The organism is Streptomyces sp. 7R007 (genome assembly GCF_054850255.1).
Map to the genome: position 1 here is coordinate 1 of NZ_JBTWMV010000030.1, position 16,269 is coordinate 16,269.

A 16,269-nucleotide genomic window follows, 5' to 3' on the forward strand; every position below is an offset into this window, starting at 1 on the left:
GGGAGCAGGCCGCCCGTCGGCCGGGTTCGGCCCTGGACCAGGGGGTTCAGCCCTGGACCAGGGTGACGTCCTGGTGTGCGGCCGCGTGGAGGTGCGGGAGCGGCAGGAGGCCCTGCTGGCGCAGCTCCATGATCGTGGCCTCGACCTCGACCGTGCCGGCGGTGAGCCCGGCCGAGGACGGCGTGCCCGTGTTCTCCCAGCGGTGGTCCGTGCCGTCGCACACCGCGCGGGTGCCGCCGATGCCGTACCGGACGGTCGACGTGCTCTGCCGGACGGAGGAGCTGACGAAGACCGGCCCGGTGCCGGCGAGGCAGCGGTAGGTGCCGGAGAGGGTGACGGTGCCGTCCGCGGCGATACGGCCGGTCGGGTCGATGGTGACCGTCTCGTACGGCGTGACCGGGTCCGCGGCGGCGGGCGCGGCGGGGGCGGCGGCGAGCAGCAGGGCGGCGACGCCGAGAGCGGGGCGCAGGGCGGGGCGCAAGGACATGGGAAACCTCCTGGGATGGGGTCTCCACTGGTACCGAACCCGCGCGCCCGCACGCGGATACGTCACCCCTTCGGTGGCGAGTTGGCCCCGAGGGTCGTGGAACCGTCCGGGAGTTGTCCGCGTGTTGTCACGCTTCACGGTGAGCCGTTCCGCCGGGTTCACGGCAGGAGCATCGTCTTGGGCAGAGGGACCCGCACGGGTGGTCCCGACCGACGTGGAGGTGCGCCATGTGCGACCGCCGGACCTCGTGCCCTTCCTCCGACACCACCGCCCCGCACGTCGTGGCCGCCCACCCCGAGCAGGGCTGGAGCCTGCTGTGCGACGGCGCGATCGTCTTCGACGACAGCGGTGAGCTTACCGCCGACGGCCGGATCGTGGCCCCGCACCGGGCGCCGGCCGAGCGCCTGGCCGTCGCCGCCTGAAGCAGCGCGACCGGCTCCGGCTAGGGCAGCACCGCGAAGCCGTCGAGTTCCACCCTCGCCCGCTCGTCCCACAGGCGTACGACCTCGACGACCGCCATCGCCGGATAGTCACGGCCCGCCAGCTCCCGCCACAGGCGCCCCAGTTGGGCGGCATGTCTGCGATAGGCGGCGACGTCCGTGGCGTAGACGGTGACCCGGGCGAGGTCGGCCGGGGTGCCGCCGGCGGCCGCGAGGGCGGCGAGGAGGTTGGCGAGGGCCGTGCCGAACTGCTCGGGCAGCGTGTCCCCGACGATCTTGCCGTCGGCGTCGAGGGCGGTCTGGCCGGCCAGGAAGACCACGCGGGAGCCGGTGGCGACGACGGCGTGCGAGAAGCCGGTGGGCGGGGACAGCTCGGGCGGGTTGACGCGTTCGATGCTCACCGCGCCTCCTGGTGGCGGTACAACTCCTTGGCGATGACGGCCCGTTGGACCTCGCTCGCCCCTTCGTAGATGCGCGGCGCCCGCACCTCGCGGTACAGGTGCTCCAGCAGGTGGCCGCGTTGCAGCGCCCGCGCCCCGTGCAGCTGGACCGCCGTGTCGACGACGTACTGCGCGGTCTCGGTGGCCAGCAGCTTCGCCATCGCCGCGCGCCGGGGGACGTCCGGGGCCCCTTCGTCGTACGCCGTCGCCGCCGCGTACACCATGAGGCGGGCCGCCTCCGTGCGCAGGGCCATCTCGGCGACCTGGTGGGCGACCGTCTGCAGGTCCTTCAGCTTGCCGCCGAACGCCTCACGTCGCGCCGTGTGCGCGAGGGTCGCGTCGAGGGCGGCCTGCGCCATGCCGACGGCGAAGGCGCCGACGCTGGGGCGGAACAGGTTGAGGGTGCCCATGGCGACGCGGAAGCCGTGGTCGGCCTCGCCGAGCACGTCGTCGCCGGTCACCGGGACGGCGTCGAAGCGCAGGGCGCCGACGGGGTGCGGGGAGAGCAGGTCGAGGGGGCTGCCGGTGAGGCCGGGGCGGTCGGCGGGGACCAGGAAGGCGGTGACGCCGCGGGCGCCGGCGCCGGGGGTGGTGCGGGCGAAGACGGTGTAGAAGTCGGCCTCGGGGGCGTTGGAGATCCAGCACTTCTCGCCGGTCAGGCGCCAGCGGGAGGCGCCGTCCGGGCGGGCCGCCAGCGACAGCGCCGCGGCGTCCGAGCCTGCGCCCGGCTCGCTCAGCGCGAAGGCCGCCACCGTGGTGCCCGCGCACACGCCCGGCAGCCAGCGGTCGCGCTGGGCCGGGGTGCCGTACGCGTGGACGGGGTGGGCGCCCAGGCCCTGGAGGGCGAGCGCGGTCTCGGCCTCCGTGCAGGCCTGGGCGAGGGACTCGCGCATCAGGCAGAGGTCGAGCGCACCGGAGGCGAACAGCCGCCGAAGCAGGCCGAGCCGGCCGAGTTCGGCGGTCAGCGCACGGTTGACGTGACCACGTTCGCCCTTCTCCGCGAGCGGGCGCAGCAGGTCCGCGGCCTGGGCGCGCAACTGGGCACACCAGGCGATCTGTGATGGTTCGAGCGAGAATGCGGGCATCGCCGGTCCCCTCTCTGCCCAGGACCCCACCACGATATCGCGCACCGTTGACTGTCGTCACGAACACGATACGCTCGATCTGCGACCCCACCACGACGCCCACCAGGCAAGGGGGGAACGGCCATGAACGTCTCGGCCCACGTCGACACCTTCGCGCGCGACCACCTCCCGCCGCCGGAGGAGTGGCCCGTACTCCGCTTCGACCTGCCCGAGCTGCGCTACCCCGATCGGCTGAACTGCGCCGCCGAGCTGCTGACCGGCCCCGACCCGGCACGCCCCGCCTTCCACACGCCGGACGGCCCCTCGTGGACGTACGGCGACCTCCGCGCCCGCGTGGACCGGCTCGCGCACCTGCTCACCCGGGACCTCGGCGTCGTTCCCGGCAACCGCGTGCTGCTGCGCGGCCCGACCACGCCGTGGCTCGCGGCCTGCTGGCTGGCGGTGCTGAAGGCCGGCGGGATCGCCGTGACCGTGCTGGCCCAGCAGCGGCCGCACGAGCTGGCCACGGTGTGCGAGATCGCCCGCGTCGGACACGCGCTGTGCGACATCCGGGCCGTCGACGACCTCGCCAAGGCCGAGATACCGGGCCTGCGCATCGCGACCTACGGCGGCGACGCCCCCGACGACCTGCTGCGGCGCCCGGCGCCCGAGGGGCCGTACGAGGCGGTGGACACCGCGGCCGACGACGTGGCGCTGATCGCGTTCACGTCCGGGACGACCGGCCGCCCCAAGGGGTGCATGCACTTCCACCGGGACGTGCTCGCCATAGCCGACACCTTCTCCGCCCATGTGCTGCGCCCCCAGGGGGACGACGTGTTCGCCGGCAGCCCGCCCCTGGGCTTCACCTTCGGCCTCGGCGGCCTGGTGGTCTTCCCGCTGCGGGCCGGCGCCAGCGCCCTGCTGCTGGAACAGGCCGGGCCCAGGCAGCTGCCGCCCGCGATCGCCGAGCACCGCGTCTCCGTGCTGTTCACCGCGCCGACCGCCTACCGCGCGATGCTCGACGACCTCGACGCCCACGACGTCTCCTCGCTGCGCCGCTGCGTCTCCGCCGGCGAGAACCTCCCCGCGGCCACCTGGCACGCCTGGCACGAGCGCACCGGCCTGCGCCTGATCAACGGCATCGGCGCCACCGAGCTGCTGCACATCTTCATCTCCGCGGCCGACGAGGAGATCAGACCCGGCACGACCGGGGTGCCGGTGCCGGGATGGCACGCGCGCGTGCAGGACGACAACGGCGCCCCCGTGCCCGACGGCGAGCCCGGGCTGCTCGCCGTCCAGGGCCCCGTCGGCTGCCGCTACCTCGCCGATCCGCGCCAGCGGCAGTACGTGCGCGACGGCTGGAACATCACCGGGGACACCTACGTCCGCGACCCGGACGGCTACTTCCGGTACGTCGCCCGCGCCGACGACATGATCATCTCGGCCGGGTACAACATCGCCGGGCCGGAGGTGGAGGAGGCGCTGCTGCGTCACCCGGACGTGGTCGAGGCGGCGGTCGTGGGGCGGCCCGACGAGGCCCGCGGACAGGTGGTCGTCGCCTACGCCGTCCTCAAGGAGGGCGCCGAAGGCGACGCCGAGGCGCTGCGCGCCTTCGTGAAGTCGGAACTGGCGCCGTACAAGTGCCCGCGCGAGATCGTCTTCCTGGACGCGCTGCCCCGCACGGCGACCGGCAAGCTGCAGCGCTTCAGACTGCGCACCCGTGGTGACCGGCAGTGAACCCGACGACCTAAGATGATCAACGTGTCCGACCAGCATGCACCACGGTCTCTCATCGTCACGCTCTACGGCGCCTACGGCCGCTTCGTCCCGGGTCCCGTGCCCGTCGCGGAGCTGATCCGGCTGCTGGCCGCGGTCGGCGTGGACGCGCCCTCCGTACGCTCGTCGGTCTCCCGCCTCAAACGGCGCGGACTGCTGCTGCCGGCCCGCACCGCCGAGGGCGCGGCCGGGTACGAACTCTCGCCGGACGCCCGCCAGTTGCTCGACGACGGTGACCGTCGCGTGTACGCCACGGCGCCGCCCGAGGACGAGGGCTGGGTGCTCGCGGTGTTCTCGGTGCCGGAGTCGGAGCGGCAGAAGCGGCACGTGCTGCGCTCCCGGCTGGCCGGCCTCGGCTTCGGCACGGCGGCACCCGGCGTGTGGATCGCGCCGGCGCGGCTGTACGAGGAGGCCCGGCACACCCTGCAGCGGCTGCGCCTGGAGGCGTACGTCGACTTCTTCCGCGGCGAGCACCTCGGCTTCGCCGCCACCGCCGAGGCGGTCGCCCGCTGGTGGGACCTGGCGGCGATCGCCAAGGAGCACGAGGCGTTCCTCGACCGCCACGCGCGCGTGCTGGAAGCCTGGGAGCGGCGGGCGGACACCCCCGCGGAGGAGGCCTACCGCGACTACCTGCTCGCCCTGGACTCCTGGCGCCACCTCCCCTACACCGATCCCGGCCTGCCCGCCCGGCTGCTGCCCGAGGGCTGGCCCGGCGCCCGTTCCACCGCCGTCTTCCGGGGCCTGCACGCGCGGCTGAGGGACGCGGGGGCGGCGTTCGTGGGCGTATGACCGATGTGACCCTCGTGTGACCCCGGCCACACCTTCCGTCACTCACGCAACCCTCAGGTTCTTCTATACCTCTTCTCAAGTTTCTTACCTAGCGTTCGGCGAGCCGACCGCCAGGCAGAGAAAGAGGACTGTTGCGCATGACCATCACGGCAAGGGCTCAGGGAGCCACCGTCTGGCTCACCGGACTGCCGAGCGCGGGCAAGACGACCATCGCCCGCCATCTCGGCGAACGCCTCAAGGCCGAGGGTCACCGCGTGGAGATACTCGACGGCGACGAGATACGCCGCTTCCTGTCGGCGGGCCTCGGCTTCAGCCGCGAGGACCGCAACACCAACGTCCAGCGCATCGGGCTGGTCTCCGAGGTCCTCGCGCGCAACGGCGTGCTGTCCGTCGTCCCCGTGATCGCGCCCTACGCCGACAGCCGCGAGGCCGTCCGCAAACGGCACGACGCCAGCTCGACGCCGTACATCGAGGTGCACGTGGCCACGCCGGTCGAGGTGTGCAGCGAGCGGGACGTGAAGGGCCTGTACGCCCGGCAGGCCGCCGGTCACCTCAAGGGGCTCACCGGGGTCGACGACCCGTACGAGCCGCCGGCCGACCCGGACCTGGTGCTGCCGACCCAGACGCAGACCCCGCAGGAGTCGGCCGACGCCGTGTACGCGGTGCTGGCGGAGCGGGGGCTGGTGTGAGCACGGCGACCCACGACAAGGGCTTCGCCCTCTCGCACCTGGACGCGCTGGAGTCCGAGGCGGTGCACATCTTCCGCGAGGTGGCGGGCGAGTTCGAGCGGCCGGTGATCCTGTTCTCCGGCGGCAAGGACTCCATCGTCATGCTGCACCTGGCGCTGAAGGCGTTCGCCCCGGCGCCGGTGCCGTTCTCGCTGCTGCACGTCGACACCGGGCACAACTTCCCCGAGGTCCTGGAGTACCGCGACCGCACGGTGGCCGCGCACGGGCTGCGGCTCCATGTGGCCTCCGTACAGGACTACATCGACCGGGGTGTGCTGCGCGAACGTCCCGACGGCACCCGCAACCCGCTGCAGACGCTGCCGCTGACGGAGAAGATCCAGAGCGAACGGTTCGACGCGGTCTTCGGCGGGGGACGCCGGGACGAGGAGAAGGCGCGGGCCAAGGAGCGGGTGTTCAGCCTGCGGGACGAGTTCTCGCAGTGGGACCCGCGCCGTCAGCGCCCCGAGCTGTGGAACCTCTACAACGGCCGGCACGCCCCCGGCGAGCACGTCCGCGTCTTCCCGCTGTCCAACTGGACCGAGCTGGACGTGTGGCAGTACATCGCCCGCGAGGAGATCGAACTGCCCGGCATCTACTACGCCCACCACCGCGAGGTGTTCCGCCGCCACGGCATGTGGCTGACGGCCGGCGAGTGGGGCGGCCCGAAGGACGGCGAGACCGTCGAGAAGCGGCGCGTGCGCTACCGCACCGTCGGCGACATGTCCTGCACCGGCGCGGTGGACTCCGACGCCGACACCATCGAGAAGGTGATCGCGGAGATCGCCGCCTCCCGGCTCACCGAGCGCGGCGCCACCCGGGCCGACGACAAGCTCTCCGAGGCCGCGATGGAAGACCGCAAGCGCGAGGGGTACTTCTAGTGACGACGATCGACACGCTGCGGTTCGCCACCGCCGGTTCCGTCGACGACGGCAAGTCCACGCTGGTGGGCCGGCTGCTGCACGACTCCAAGTCGGTGCTGGTCGACCAGCTGGAGGCCGTCGAGCGCGCCTCGCTCGGCCGCGGCCAGGACGCGCCCGACCTGGCGCTGCTGACCGACGGCCTGCGGGCCGAGCGCGAGCAGGGCATCACCATCGACGTCGCCTACCGCTACTTCGCCACGCCCAAGCGCCGGTTCATCCTCGCCGACACCCCCGGCCATGTGCAGTACACCCGCAACATGGTCACCGGCGCCTCCACCGCCGAGCTCGCGATCATCCTGGTCGACGCCCGCAACGGCGTCGTCGAGCAGACCCGCAGGCACGCGGCCGTGGCCGCCCTGCTGCGGGTTCCGCACGTGGTCCTCGCCGTCAACAAGATGGACCTGGTCGGCTACGAGGAGCAGGTGTTCGAGCGGATCGTCGAGGACTTCGCGGGCGACGCGGCCGAGCTGGGCCTGCCCGGCTTCACCCCGGTCCCCGTCTCGGCCCTGGCCGGCGACAACGTCGTGGACCGCTCGGCGCACATGGACTGGTACGCCGGCCCGGCCCTGCTGGAGCTCCTGGAGAACGTCCCCGTGGGCGCCGAGGCGACCGACGCCCCGGCCCGCTTCCCGGTGCAGTACGTGATCCGGCACGGCGAACAGCGGCACTACGCCGGGCAGTTGGTGTCGGGCTCGCTGCGCGTCGGCGACCGCGTCACCGTGCACCCGTCCGGCGCGACGTCCGCGATCACCGGCATCGACGTGCTGGGCACGCCGGTCGAGGCGGCGTACGCGCCGCAGTCCGTCAGCGTGCGCCTCGCCGACCAGCGGGACGTCTCCCGCGGCGACATGATCACGGCGGGCCCCGAGGTCCCGGCGCTCACGCAGGACGTCCGGGCGGCCGTGTGCCACCTGGCCGACCGGCCGCTGCGGGTCGGCGACCGGGTGCTCGTGCGGCACACCACCCGGACCGTCAAGGCGGTCGTCAAGGACCTGGCGGGCGCCGCCGAGCTGTCGGCGAACGACCTGGGCCGCATCGCCCTGCGCACCGCCGAGCCGCTGGCGCTCGACGACTACGCGCTCTCCCGCCGCACGGGGGCGTTCATCCTGATCGACCCGGCCGACGGCGCGACGCTCACCGCCGGCATGGCGGATCTCACCGCCCCAGTGTGAGCCGGGGTTTGGGGGCGTCCGTCCGCCCGGTCTGCGGACTGCGGCTGCCCGCCCGGTACGGCGCCGGCCAGACGGCGCCCGGACCCTCGTAGCCCTGCTCGGCCGCCGCGTGCAGCGTCCAGTGCGGGTCGTACAGGTGCGGGCGGGCGAGCGCGCACAGGTCCGTACGGCCCGCCAGGATCAGGGAGTTGACGTCGTCCCAGGAGGAGATCGCGCCCACCGCGATGACGGGGACGCCGGCCTGGTGCCGGATCCGGTCGGCGTACGGCGTCTGGTACGACCGCCCGAACTCCGGCCGCTCCTCGGCCACGACCTGCCCGGTGGAGACGTCGACCGCGTCGACGCCGTGCGCGGCGAAGGCGCGGGCGATCTCCACGGCGTCCTCGGCCGTGGTTCCACCGTCCGCCCAGTCGGTGGCGGAGATGCGGACCGTCATGGGCCGTTCCTCCGGCCACACGCCCCGGATGGCGTCGAAGACCTCCAGCGGGAAGCGGAGCCGTTTCTCCAGCGAGCCGCCGTAGGCGTCGGTGCGGCGGTTGGTGAGCGGGGAGAGGAAGCCGGAGAGCAGGTAGCCGTGCGCGCAGTGCAGTTCGAGGAGGTCGAACCCGGCGCGCGCGGCACGCCAGGCGGCCGCCGTGAACTGCTCGCGGATGTCGGTGAGCTGGGCGCGGGTCAGCTCGCGCGGGGTCTGGCTGCCGGGCTTGTACGGCAGCGCGGAGGCGGCGACCAGGGGCCAGTTGCCGTCGGGCAGCGGTTCGTCCATGCCCTCCCACATCAGCCGGGTCGAGCCCTTGCGGCCGCTGTGCCCGAGCTGCACGCCGATCGCGGTGCCGGGTGACTGACGGTGCACGAACTCGACGACGCGCTTCCACGCCTCGCCCTGCCGGCCGGTGTAGAGGCCGGCGCAGCCGGGGGTGATGCGGCCCTCCGCGCTGACGCACACCATCTCGGTCATGACGAGTCCGGCGCCGCCGAGGGCGCGGGCGCCGAGGTGGACGAGGTGGAAGTCGCCGGGGACGCCGTCGGTGGCCGAGTACATGTCCATCGGCGAGACGACGACCCGGTTGCGCAGGGTCAGGCCGCGCAGCCGCAGCGGCGTGAACATGGGCGGGGTGCCGGGCGGGCAGCCGAACTCGCGCTCCACGGAGGCGGTGAAGCCGGCGTCGCGCAGGCGCAGGTTGTCGTGTGTGACGCGGCGGCTGCGGGTGAGCAGGTTGAAGGCGAACTGGCGGGGCGGCTGGTCGAGGTAGAGGCCCAGGTTCTCGAACCACTCCAGGCTGGCCCGTGCGGCGCGCTGGGTGGAGGCGACGACGGGCTTGCGCTCCTCCTCGTAGGCCGTGAGCGCCTGCTTGAGCGTGGGCTGTTCCTCAAGGCAGGCGGCGAGGGCGAGGGCGTCCTCGACGGCCAGCTTGGTGCCGGAGCCGATGGAGAAGTGGGCGGTGTGGGCGGCGTCGCCGAGGAGGACGACGTTGCGGTGCGACCAGTGCTCGTTGACGACCGTGCGGAAGGTGGTCCAAGCGGACTTGTTGGAGCGCAGCGGCCGGCCGCGCAGCGGTTCCGCGAAGATCTTGGCGCAGCGCTCGATCGACTCCTGGGTGTCGAGTTCGTCGAAGCCGGCGGCGCGCCAGACGTCCTCGTGCATCTCGACGATCACGGTGGAGGCGCCGGACGCATAGGGGTAGCCGTGCAGTTGCATGACCCCGTGTTCGGTCTCGGCGATCTCGAAGCGGAAGGCGTCGAAGGCGAAGTCGGCGGCGAGCCAGATGTAGCGGCAGTGGTGGGTGGCCACATGGGGGCGGAACACATGGGCGTAGGCGTCGCGGGTGGTGCTGTGCACACCGTCGGCGGCGATGACCAGGTCGTGGGTCTCGGCGAGCCGGTCGGGGCAGGGGGCCTCGGAGCGGAAGCGGAGGTCGACGCCGAGGCTGCGGCAGCGCTGGTGCAGGATCTCCAGGAGGCGTTTGCGGCCCAGGGCCGCGAAGCCGTGTCCGCCGGATGTGTGGCGTGCTCCTCTGTGGACGATGTCGATGTCGTCCCAGCGGGTGAAGTCCGCGCACATGGCCTCGTACACCACCGGGTCGGCGTGTTCGATGCCGCCGAGGGTCTCGTCGGAGAGGACCACGCCGAAGCCGAAGGTGTCGTCGGGGGCGTTGCGTTCCCAGACGGTGACCTCGCGGGCGGGGTCGAGGCGTTTCAGCAGGGCGGCGGCGTAGAGGCCGCCCGGCCCGCCACCGATCACGGCGACCTTCATGGTCACCGCCCCCGCCACTTGGGAGCCCGCTTCGCGGTGAACGCCGCGTGGAACTCGGCGTAGTCCTCGCCGTTCATCAGCAGGGCCTGCGTCGAGGCGTCCAGTTCGACGGAGGCGGCCAGCGGCATGTCCAGCTCCGCCGTCAGCAGCGCCTTGGTCTGGGCGTACGCCAGGGCCGGGCCGTCGGCCAGGCGGCGGGCCAGGGCCAGGGCGGCCGTGTCGGCGCCGCCCTCCTCGATGAGCTCGCTGATCAGGCCGATCCGCTCGGCCTCGGGGGCGCGGACGGGCTCGCCCAGCATCAGCAGCCGGGTGGCGTGGCCGAGGCCGACGACCCTCGGCAGCAGGTAGGCCGCCCCCATGTCGCCGCCGGACAGGCCCACCCGGGTGAACAGGAACGCGAACCGGGCCGAGGGGTCGGCCACCCGGAAGTCCGCCGCGAGCGCCAGCACCGCCCCCGCGCCGGCCGCCACGCCGTGCACCGCCGCGATCACCGGGAACGGGCACTCGCGTACGGCCCGCACGACCTGGCCGGTCATGCGGTTGAAGTCGAGGAGCTGGGCGGTGTCCATGGCGAGGGTGGCGCCGATGATCTCGTCGACGTCGCCGCCGGAGCAGAAGCCGCGGCCCTCGCCGGCGAGGACCAGGGCGCGCACGGACCGCTCGCGGGACAGTTCCGCGAGCAGGTCGCGCAGGTCGGCGTAGGCGCCGAAGGTGAGCGCGTTGAGCTTTTCGGGACGGGCGAGGGTGACGGTGGCGACGCCGTCGTCGAGCTCGACGCGCAGGTGGCCCCAGCGGGGGGTGCGGGCGGCGGAGCCGGTGAACGGACTCATGACGTGCGGCCTCCTCGGACGGTGGCGCGGACACGTATCGAAGTTATCACTCATTCGTGACTGTCGTCACGAGAGCAATACAGGCGGGATGTCGCCATGTCACCGCTCGTCAATAGACCGGTAACAGCGGGAGCAGCCGCGCGAGGCCGGGCGTTCTGCGGGGTAAGCCGCCCGGTATCGGGGCCGAAGGTCCCGAACGGCGACCGTCGGACGCCTCTGACGGGCGGCGCCGTACCCTTCATAAGGTCGAAAGCAGGACAGCCTGCTCATGAACGGAACCGCCTTGTACGATCGCCCCTCCGCCGCCTCCTGGCGCGTCGCGCTCCCGCACTCCGCCGCGGCGGTGCCCGTGGCCCGTGCGCTGGTGCGCACGGCGCTGGCCGAGCTGGAGCACGGGGCCGACTGCGACACCGCGGAGCTGCTCACGGCGGAGCTGGTCGCGAACGCCGTGGAGCACACCGCGGGCGACGCGCCGATAGAGCTCGTCGTGGAGCTGCTGCCCACCGGGTGCCAGGTCGAGGTGCACGACCCGGACCCGGCCCCGCCGGGCGATCTGACGAGCCCGGACCGCACGGCGCCGGACCCCTGGCAGGAGCACGGGCGCGGGCTGCTGCTGATCCGCGCGCTCAGCTCCTCCTGCGGCCATCGGACCACGGGGGCCGGGAAGGCCGTGTGGTTCCGGCTGCCGGTGGTGCCGCCGCAGCGGCGGCCGGCCTAGCCGGGGCCCGCGGTCAGGCCAGCGTCGCGACGAGGACCGCCTTGATCGTGTGCAGGCGGTTCTCCGCCTCGTCGAAGACCACGGAGTGCGCCGACTCGAACACCTCGTCGGTCACCTCCAGGGAGTCGAGGCCGTGGCGGTCGTGTATCTCCTGCCCGACCTTGGTGCCCAGGTCGTGGAAGGCCGGCAGGCAGTGCAGGAAGCGCACGTCCGGGTTCCCGGTGGCGCGCAGGACGTCCATCGTCACGGCGTACGGCGCGAGGGCGGCGATGCGCTCGTCCCAGACCTCCTTGGGCTCGCCCATGGAGACCCAGACGTCGGTGGCGACGAAGTCGGCCCCGAGGACGCCCTCGGCCACGGACTCGGTGAGCGTGACGCGCGCGCCGCTGGTCTCGGCCAGCTCGTGCGCCCGGTCGACGACCGGCTGGGCCGGCCAGTAGGTCTTCGGGGCGACGATCCGGACGTCCATGCCGAGCAGGGCCCCGGTGACCAGGTAGGAGTTGCCCATGTTGAAACGGGCGTCACCGAGGTAGGCGAGGGTCGTCCCGGTCACCGGCTTGGCGGTGTGCTCGGTCATCGTCAGCACGTCGGCGAGCATCTGGGTGGGGTGCCAGTCGTCGGTGAGGCCGTTGAAGACGGGCACGCCGGCGTAAGCGGCGAGCTCCTCCACCTTCTCCTGGCTGTCGCCGCGGTACTCGATGCCGTCGTACATCCGGCCCAGCACGCGCGCGGTGTCCTTCACGGACTCCTTGTGGCCGATCTGCGAGCCCGAGGGGTCCAGGTACGTCGTCGAAGCCCCCTGGTCGGCCGCGGCGACCTCGAACGCGCAGCGGGTGCGCGTCGAGGTCTTCTCGAAGATCAGCGCGATGTTCTTCCCGCTCAGGTACCGCGTCTCCGTCCCGGCCCGCTTCGCGGCCTTCAGCTCGGCGGCCAGCTCGACCAGACCGAGGAACTCCTCCCGGGTGAAGTCGAGCTCCTTGAGGAAGTGGCGGCCGGCGAGGGCGGTCGGAACTGTCGCCATGGGGCGCTCCAGGGATGCGGGAACAACGGGCCGTGGAAGTCTATACGATATTCAGCATTTATATGCACTACGCCGGACCGGCCGCGGCCACGGCCCTACGGCTGTCCGGCGGTACGGCGTCCGGCTACACGGCATTCGGCTACACGGCGGCCCGTTCGACCGGACAGCTCATGCAGCGCGGCCCGCCCCGGCCCCGGCCCAGCTCGCTGCCGGGGATCTCGATGACCTCGATGCCCTGCTTGCGCAGGTGGGTGTTGGTGGTGGCGTTGCGCTCGTAGGCGACGACGACGCCCGGCTCGACCGCGAGGACGTTGCAGCCGTCGTCCCACTGCTCCCGCTCGGCGGCGTGCACGTCCTGGGTCGCGGTCAGCACCCGGATCTCGCTCAGACCGAGCGCGGCGGCGATCGCGCGGTGCATGTGCTCCGGCGGGTGGTCGGTGACCTTGAGCTCCTTCTCGCCCGCGCCCGGTTCGATGGTGTACGAGCGGAGCATGCCGAGCCCGGCGTACTGGGTGAACGTGTCGCCGTCGACCATCGTCATCACGGTGTCGAGGTGCATGAAGGCGCGCCGCTTGGGCATGTCCAGCGCTACGATCGCGCGGGCGGAGCCGGCCGCGAACAGCTTGTGGGCGAGCATCTCGACCGCCTGCGGGGTGGTCCGCTCGCTCATGCCGATCAGGACCGCGCCGTTGCCGATGACCAGGACGTCCCCGCCCTCGATGGTGGAGGGGTAGTCGGCCTGCCCCTCGGACCAGACGCGGAAGGTCTCGTCGCGGAAGAGGGGGTGGTGGCGGTAGATCGCCTCGAAGTGGACCGTCTCGCGCTGCCGGGCGGGCCAGCGCATGGCGTTGACGGCGACGCCGTCGTAGATCCAGGCGGAGGTGTCGCGGGTGAAGAGGTGGTTGGGCAGCGGGGCGAGCAGGAACTCGTCGAGGTCCATGACGTGGAAGCGGACCGAGGTCGGCTCCGGGTGGGCGTCGAGGAACTCGCGCTTGGTCATGCCGCCGACCAGGGCCTCGGCCAGTTCGGGGGCGGGCAGGGTCTCGAAGGCGGCTCTGAGGTGGTCGGTGGCGAGGACGCCGTACTCCTTCTCGTCGAAGACCCGGTCCAGGACGAGCGTTCTGGCCGCCGGGACCTCCAGGGCCTCGGTGAGCAGGTCGCCGAAGAGGTGGACGGTGACCCCGCGGTCGCGCAGGACGTCGGCGAAGCCGTCGTGCTCGGCGCGCGCCCGGCGCACCCACAGCACGTCGTCGAAGAGCAGGGCGTCCTTGTTGCTGGGGGTGAGCCTTTTGAGCTCCAGATCCGGCCGGTGCAGGATGACGCGGCGCAGCCGCCCGGCCTCGGAGTCGACGTGGAATCCCATGCCTCCATCCTGACCATCGAGTGGCGCGTTGACCCACGGCTCGGCGGTTTCTTCGGCTCCTTGTTCTCGTCCTCTTGACGATAAGCGACCGCCCCGTTTATCGTCATTGAGACGAGAACGAGGGGGGGTTCGATGGCCGACATCACCCGGCGCCTGGGCCGGCATCATCTGCGCGGCACCGCGACGGCCCACATCCGCCACCACCGGGGCGGCAGGCTGCTGCACGAGGGCACGGGGCTGAGCTTCTGGTTCCGGGCGCTGACCGCGTCCCTGTCCGAGGTGCCGGTCGACGACCGGGAGCTGGCGATGACCTTCCACGCCCGTACGGCCGACTTCCAGGACGTGAGCGTGCAGGCGACGGTGACCTACCGCATCGCCGACCCGGCCCTCGCCGCCGCTCGGCTGGACTTCTCCGTCGACCCCGACACCGGAGCGTGGCGGGGCACCCCGCTGGAGCAGCTGGGGACGCTGCTGACGGAGACCGCCCAGCAGCACGCGCTGGACGTGCTGGCCCGTACGTCGCTGGCGTCGGCGCTGGTCGACGGGGTGACGGCGGTACGGGAGCGGGTCGCGGCGGGGCTGGCGGCGGAGCCGCGGCTGCCGGCGACCGGCATCGAGGTGGTCACGGTGCGCGTGGTCGCGCTGCGCCCCGAGCCGGAGGTGGAGCGGGCGCTGCGCACCCCGGCCCGCGAGCAGATCCAGCAGGAGGCCGACCGGGCCACCTACGAACGCCGGGCCGTGGCCGTGGAGCGGGAGCGCGCCATCGCCGAGAACGAGCTGGCCAGCCAGATCGAACTGGCCCGGCGCCAGGAGCAGTTGGTCGAACAGCGCGGCACCAACGCCCGCCTCGAGGCCGAGGAGCACGCGGCGGCCGACGCGGTCAGGGCCGGGGCGGAGGCGGCGCGGGCGGTGCAGCTCGCGGAGGCGGAGGCACGGCGCACCGAGCGGATGGCGGAGGCCGAGGCACGGCGTGCCGAGCGCATGGCCGAGGCGGAGGCCGCCCGGACGGTCAAGGTCGCGGAGGCGGAGGCGGCGCGTTCGGTACGGCTGGCGCGGGCCGAGGCCGAGGGGGCGCGGGTGGTCGGGGCGGCGCGGGCCGAGGCGCAGGCCGCCTGGCTGCGGGTGCACGCGGACGTCGACGTGGCGGTCCTGCACGCCCTGACCGGGACCCGGCTCGCGGAGAACCTGCCGAGGATCGACAGCGTGACCGTCTCCCCGGACGTGCTGACGGGTCTGCTCGCCCGGTTCGGCGAGGGTGAGCGGGCGTGAGCCTCGCCCCGCGGATCGTCCTCGTCCACCGCACCACGGAGTACGAGGAGTTGGTGGCCCACCACGGCACGCACGGCCAGGCCGCCTTCTTCCTCGCCTCCCGCGGCCGGGACCTCGCGGAGCTCGCCGAGCGTCACCACCGCACCCGGCGCGCGCTCGCCGAGGTGACCGCCGCGATTCCGCTGGCCTGGCGCCAGACCCGGGTCGAGCGGGCCGACCTGGACCGTTTCCTGTTCGCGCCGCAGGACGTGGTGGTCGTGGTCGGCCAGGACGGTCTGGTGGCCAACGTCGCCAAGTACCTCGACGGGCAGCCGGTGGTGGGCATCGACAGCGACCCGGGCCGCAACCCGGGCGTGCTGGTGCGCCACCGGCCGCGGGACGCCGCCGTCCTGCTCCCGGCGGCCCCCACTGCCGGCGTCGAGGAACTCACCATGGTCGAGGCCGTCGCCGACGACACCCAGCGGCTGGTCGCGCTGAACGAGATCTACCTGGGCGCCGCCGGACACCAGACGGCCCGCTACCGCCTGGGCCTCGACGACGACGGGGGTGCCGTCGAGGCCCAGGCCTCCTCCGGGGTGCTCGTGGGCACGGGCACGGGGGCGACCGGCTGGCTGCGCTCGGTGTGGCGGGAGCGGGGCGGGCGGCTGCGGTTGCCGGGGCCGGCGGAGCGGCGGCTGCTGTGGTTCGTGCGGGAGGCGTGGCCGTCGCCGGTCACGGGCACGTCTCTCGTCGCGGGTGACCTGGCGGATCCGGCGGCCCTGTCGGTCACCGTCGAGTCGGAGCGGCTGGTCGCCTTCGGGGACGGCGTCGAGAGCGACGCCCTCGAACTCACCTGGGGGCAGACGGTCCAAGTCCGGGTGTGCGGGCGGCGGTTGCGACTGGTCGGCTGAGGGCCGACGCCCACAGGGCCGGTGACCCGGCCCTGCAGGCCCTTGGGGGTGACCAGTCGGCGTCACAGCGGCGTCCCGCAAGCGCCTGGGTGAGCAGGGCTCGCCCTCGGC

Annotated in this window: 16 protein-coding genes; 9 read left to right on the forward strand and 7 right to left on the reverse strand. The window is 73.1% G+C overall.

Going from position 1 to position 16,269, the window contains the following annotated elements; translation table 11 throughout:
* Window positions 1–46: 46 nt before the first annotated feature.
* Window positions 47–487, reverse strand: coding sequence for a DUF6299 family protein (locus ACYF6T_RS30785; RefSeq protein WP_461700538.1), 441 nt, complete (start codon window positions 485–487; stop codon window positions 47–49).
* 227 nt (window positions 488–714) lie between these two features.
* On the opposite strand from ACYF6T_RS30785, the gene ACYF6T_RS30790 reads away from it, so the two are divergent.
* Entirely contained in the window at window positions 715–909 is a 195-nt protein-coding gene (locus tag ACYF6T_RS30790; RefSeq protein ID WP_461700539.1) for a DUF5999 family protein, read from the forward strand.
* Window positions 910–929: 20 nt separating this feature from the next.
* Here ACYF6T_RS30790 and ACYF6T_RS30795 read toward each other — a convergent pair whose 3' ends face one another.
* Entirely contained in the window at window positions 930–1,328 is a 399-nt protein-coding gene (locus tag ACYF6T_RS30795) for a RidA family protein (RefSeq protein WP_461700540.1), read from the reverse strand.
* Complete coding sequence (locus tag ACYF6T_RS30800) at window positions 1,325–2,452, reverse strand: acyl-CoA dehydrogenase family protein (RefSeq protein ID WP_461700541.1); 1,128 nt, start codon at window positions 2,450–2,452, stop codon at window positions 1,325–1,327. The genes ACYF6T_RS30795 and ACYF6T_RS30800 overlap by 4 nt, the downstream gene beginning before the upstream one ends.
* 51 nt (window positions 2,453–2,503) lie before the next feature.
* On the opposite strand from ACYF6T_RS30800, the gene ACYF6T_RS30805 reads away from it, so the two are divergent.
* The 5 genes from ACYF6T_RS30805 to ACYF6T_RS30825 all read left to right on the forward strand — a co-directional run bounded on the left by ACYF6T_RS30805 (window position 2,504) and on the right by ACYF6T_RS30825 (window position 7,816).
* On the forward strand, window positions 2,504–4,168 hold the full coding sequence (locus ACYF6T_RS30805; RefSeq protein ID WP_461700642.1) for an AMP-binding protein: 1,665 nt from the start codon (window positions 2,504–2,506) through the stop codon (window positions 4,166–4,168).
* Between the two features lie 15 nt (window positions 4,169–4,183).
* Entirely contained in the window at window positions 4,184–4,996 is an 813-nt protein-coding gene (locus ACYF6T_RS30810) for a PaaX family transcriptional regulator (RefSeq protein WP_461700542.1), read from the forward strand.
* 137 nt (window positions 4,997–5,133) lie between these two features.
* On the forward strand, window positions 5,134–5,685 hold the full coding sequence (gene cysC, locus ACYF6T_RS30815; protein ID WP_461700543.1) for an adenylyl-sulfate kinase: 552 nt from the start codon (window positions 5,134–5,136) through the stop codon (window positions 5,683–5,685).
* Complete coding sequence (gene cysD, locus ACYF6T_RS30820; RefSeq protein ID WP_461700544.1) at window positions 5,682–6,602, forward strand: sulfate adenylyltransferase subunit CysD; 921 nt, start codon at window positions 5,682–5,684, stop codon at window positions 6,600–6,602. Before cysC ends, cysD begins: the two co-directional genes overlap by 4 nt.
* Complete coding sequence (locus ACYF6T_RS30825) at window positions 6,602–7,816, forward strand: sulfate adenylyltransferase subunit 1 (RefSeq protein ID WP_461700546.1); 1,215 nt, start codon at window positions 6,602–6,604, stop codon at window positions 7,814–7,816. Before cysD ends, ACYF6T_RS30825 begins: the two co-directional genes overlap by 1 nt.
* On the opposite strand, the gene ACYF6T_RS30830 is transcribed toward ACYF6T_RS30825, so the two are convergent.
* The gene (locus ACYF6T_RS30830) at window positions 7,800–10,067 is read right to left on the reverse strand and encodes a bifunctional salicylyl-CoA 5-hydroxylase/oxidoreductase (RefSeq protein WP_461700547.1); all 2,268 of its coding nucleotides are present in this window, start codon (window positions 10,065–10,067) and stop codon (window positions 7,800–7,802) included. The two genes, ACYF6T_RS30825 and ACYF6T_RS30830, sit on opposite strands and share 17 nt — an antisense overlap.
* Window positions 10,068–10,069: 2 nt before the next feature.
* Complete coding sequence (locus tag ACYF6T_RS30835; protein WP_461700549.1) at window positions 10,070–10,897, reverse strand: enoyl-CoA hydratase family protein; 828 nt, start codon at window positions 10,895–10,897, stop codon at window positions 10,070–10,072.
* A gap of 268 nt (window positions 10,898–11,165) precedes the next feature.
* On the opposite strand from ACYF6T_RS30835, the gene ACYF6T_RS30840 reads away from it, so the two are divergent.
* Complete coding sequence (locus ACYF6T_RS30840) at window positions 11,166–11,615, forward strand: ATP-binding protein (protein ID WP_461700550.1); 450 nt, start codon at window positions 11,166–11,168, stop codon at window positions 11,613–11,615.
* Window positions 11,616–11,628: 13 nt separating this feature from the next.
* Here the strand turns inward: ACYF6T_RS30840 and argF are convergent, their stop codons facing one another.
* Together argF and ACYF6T_RS30850 are read right to left on the reverse strand one after the other, a co-directional pair.
* Window positions 11,629–12,636 carry an ornithine carbamoyltransferase gene (gene argF, locus ACYF6T_RS30845; protein WP_461700551.1) on the reverse strand — a complete coding sequence of 336 codons (1,008 nt, stop codon included), beginning with the start codon at window positions 12,634–12,636 and terminating at the stop codon, window positions 11,629–11,631.
* Window positions 12,637–12,775: 139 nt separating this feature from the next.
* A complete protein-coding gene (locus ACYF6T_RS30850) occupies window positions 12,776–13,999 on the reverse strand; it encodes an arginine deiminase (RefSeq protein ID WP_461700552.1) in 1,224 nt (407 codons plus the stop codon).
* Between the two features lie 132 nt (window positions 14,000–14,131).
* Here ACYF6T_RS30850 and ACYF6T_RS30855 point away from each other — a divergent pair, with 132 nt between their 5' ends.
* Together ACYF6T_RS30855 and ACYF6T_RS30860 are read left to right on the forward strand one after the other, a co-directional pair.
* Window positions 14,132–15,268, forward strand: coding sequence for an SPFH domain-containing protein (locus tag ACYF6T_RS30855; protein WP_461700553.1), 1,137 nt, complete (start codon window positions 14,132–14,134; stop codon window positions 15,266–15,268).
* Window positions 15,265–16,158 (forward strand): hypothetical protein, encoded by an 894-nt coding sequence (locus ACYF6T_RS30860; RefSeq protein WP_461700554.1) that lies wholly within the window; start codon window positions 15,265–15,267, stop codon window positions 16,156–16,158. Before ACYF6T_RS30855 ends, ACYF6T_RS30860 begins: the two co-directional genes overlap by 4 nt.
* Window positions 16,159–16,269 lie beyond the last annotated feature (111 nt).